This window comes from Mycobacterium sp. (assembly GCF_032162105.1).
Lineage (GTDB): Bacteria > Actinomycetota > Actinomycetes > Mycobacteriales > Mycobacteriaceae > Mycobacterium.
Genome location: NZ_JAVRPS010000051.1, coordinates 1 through 2919, shown reverse-complemented (window position 1 = coordinate 2919; position 2919 = coordinate 1). Strand labels below are relative to the sequence as shown.

The window sequence follows — 2919 nt, the reverse complement described above, 5'->3', positions numbered from 1 at the left end:
GCACCCACACAGCCAGCCCCGCACCGGCGGGAACCACCATGTGGGTCGGCCTGTTTCTGAACTCCACGACACCCATTCAACTCGCCGTGACAACGGGCACGGTCGAGGACGTGGCTGGAGTTGGAGTTGGAGTCGAAACTATCTATCACCCTGGGTGAGGAGGACCGACCTGGGACCGTCACCGTCGACCACTAATTGTAATGACGAGTGTCCACGGAGATGTCAGATATCGAGTGCTGCAGAATCTTTCATGGATACCGGGGCTCCGTCCGCTGTGCTGACCAAACATTCGCGTCAACCCGTGAGACCCGGATCCTCCCAGAACCACAGACGAACACCAACCAGCATCCCGAGACGCTAGGGCCCCCCGCTGGTCATCCAGTCGCGGTGACCATTCCAGCTCGGCGCTCGCTTCGCCGTGAACGCCTCGACCGCGTTCCGGAAGTCAGCTGAGCCGTAGACGCGCGACACGATGTCGGTCATGTCAGCGTCGCGTCCGCTGCGGTGCAATCTGCGCAGGCCCTCTTTGGATGCCCACATGCTCAAGGGCGCGTGGGCCACGATGCCGTCGGTGAGCTTTTCGATTGCTTCTTCCAGATCGTCCGCCAGCGCCACGAGGAATCCCGCCGAATGGGCCTCCTCGGCGCTCATCAACTCGGCCGTCAGCAACAGCGCGATCGTGCGTGAGTGACCGAGGTTCTTGACGAGCAGGTCAAGGGTGGCCACCGAGACGCAATTCCCCAGTGTGCGTGCGATCGGCACTCCGAATTTCGCTCGGGGTGTCGCGACACGGAGGTCGACCGCGCAGGCGATGCCGAAACCGCCGCCCACGCAGTAGCCGTCGATCGACGCGACGGTGGGGATCGTCACGGCCTGCAGCCGGTCGAGCACCGCGGTCACCCGGCGCTCGTAGTCCACCCCATCCTGACCGTTGGAGAACCGGGCGAACTGGCTGATGTCCGTACCCGCGACGAATGCGCGGCCCCCGGCGCCGCGCAAGACCATGACTCGGATCTCGCCGTCGGAGTCGGCTCGGTCGCAGGCTTGCTCAAGCGCCTCATACATGGCCCAGGTCATCGCGTTGCGCTGCTCCGGTCGGTTGAACGTCACGGTGAGTACGTGGTTTTCGGCGCTGAGCTCAACTTCGGAGGTGTTCATCGCTGTTCATCACCTTTTCGGTCGACGTGGCTGATTTCCGCAAGGACTTTCGCGGTCGATTCGCCAAGAGGCGGTCCGGCATTCGCCCGCCGCACGGGCGTGCGGGAGAATCGCATCGGGGATCCCAGCTGCTCGACCGGGCCCAGCGTGGGGTGTGGTGCGTCCCAGAAGAAGTCGCGTTGTCGCAACGTCTCGTCGGTGAACACCTGTGAGTAATCGAGGATCGGCGCGCACGGCACCCCCGCCAGCTCGAGGTCGTCCACAATGGACCGCGTAGTCCGGGTTGTAGTGATCTCTTCAATGGTCTCCACGAGCTCTTCGCGATGTTGCCGCCTTGAGTAGGCATCGACATATCGCGGGTCGGAGAGCAGGTCGTCGAGGCCCAGCGTGTGGCAGAACGCCGGCCAGGTCTTTGCAGTGGTCGCGCCGATGGTGACGTGTCCGTCAGCAGTCCGCACGGCCTGGTAGGGCGCGTTGTTCTGATGCGCGGATCCGTGCGGGCGCGGGACGGTTCCTTCGGCGAAATACAACCCGGCTTCCCACACCGCGAAGGAGACTCCGGATTCCAGCAGGGAGACATCGATGTGCTGCCCTTCCCCCGACCGGTCGCGCTCGCGCAACGCCGCGGTCACCGCCAAGGCGAGGTACAGGGCGCAGACCAGGTCGCAGATCGGGACGCCGACCTTGGCTGGCTCGCGATCGGGAAAGCCCGTCACGCTCATCAGGCCGCTGCGCGCCTGCGCCATGATGTCCAGACCAGGGAGGTGGGCGAGCGGGCCGTCCTGGCCCCACCCGGACGCCGAGGCATAGATCAGCCGCGGGTTCTCCTGGCGCATGGCCGCATAGTCGAGTCCCAACCGGCTCATCGCCCCCGGCCGGAGGTTCTCGACCAGGACGTCGGCCGCCCGTACGAGCTCCCGGAATGTGGCATTGTCGCGCTCAGCCTTGAGATCGAGCGTGACCGATTCCTTGTTGCGGTTCAGCCGCACGAACGGGGAGCTTTCCCCGTCGATGAACGGCCCGCTGGCGCGGACGGGATCGCCTCCGTCCGGATTCTCTACCTTGATCACGCGGGCGCCGAGATCGGCCAGTTGCATCGTCGCGTACGGAGCGGCCATGAACGCGCCGACCTCGAGCACTGTGACGCCGGTCAAGGGTGGGTTCGATCCTGTCGTCAATTTGTCCTCCGCCTTCATGGTTCTCACCGTACGAAGTGAATCGGGGTTCGATCAGCCCCGGTCCGCCACCGTGTTGCGAAGCGTGCCGATACCGGAGATTTCGACCTCGACGATGTCACCGGGCACCATCGGACCTACCCCGGCAGGACTGCCCGTCAGCAGCACGTCCCCGGGTTCGAGCGTGATCCATCGAGTGACGAACGCCAGCAGCTCGCCTATCCCGAACACCATGTCCGAGGTCGATCCGTCTTGGACGACTCGGCCGCCGACCCGGGTGGTGATCTGCAACGCCGACGGATCGGCTACGTCGGTCTCGATCCACGGTCCCATTGGGCAGAAGGTGTCGGCGCTCTTCGCGCGGGTCCACTGTCCGTCGTCACGCCAGTCGTGCGCAGTGACGTCGTTCGCGCAGGTGTAGCCGAGCACGAAGTCCGCGGCACGATCGGCAGGCACGTCCTGGGCGGTGCGGCCGATGACGACGGCCAGCTCGCCCTCGTACTCCAGGCGCCGGACCTCCGTAGGCCGCAGTATGACCGAGTCCGGGCCGGTGATCGCGTTGTGGGACTTGAGGAACAGTGGTGGC

At 65.2% G+C, this 2919-nt stretch carries 3 protein-coding genes; all 3 read right to left on the bottom strand.

Annotation, left to right across the window (positions count from 1 at the left end):
* Window positions 1-357 precede the first annotated feature (357 nt).
* Complete coding sequence (locus tag QOC69_RS02570; RefSeq protein WP_526436043.1) at window positions 358-1158, bottom strand: enoyl-CoA hydratase/isomerase family protein; 801 nt, start codon at window positions 1156-1158, stop codon at window positions 358-360.
* Window positions 1155-2312, bottom strand: coding sequence for a CaiB/BaiF CoA transferase family protein (locus tag QOC69_RS02565; RefSeq protein ID WP_526436041.1), 1158 nt, complete (start codon window positions 2310-2312; stop codon window positions 1155-1157). Before QOC69_RS02565 ends, QOC69_RS02570 begins: the two co-directional genes overlap by 4 nt.
* 75 nt (window positions 2313-2387) lie before the next feature.
* Window positions 2388-2919 (bottom strand): fumarylacetoacetate hydrolase family protein (locus tag QOC69_RS02560; RefSeq protein WP_526436039.1); only part of this gene is annotated, 532 nt, incomplete at its 5' end.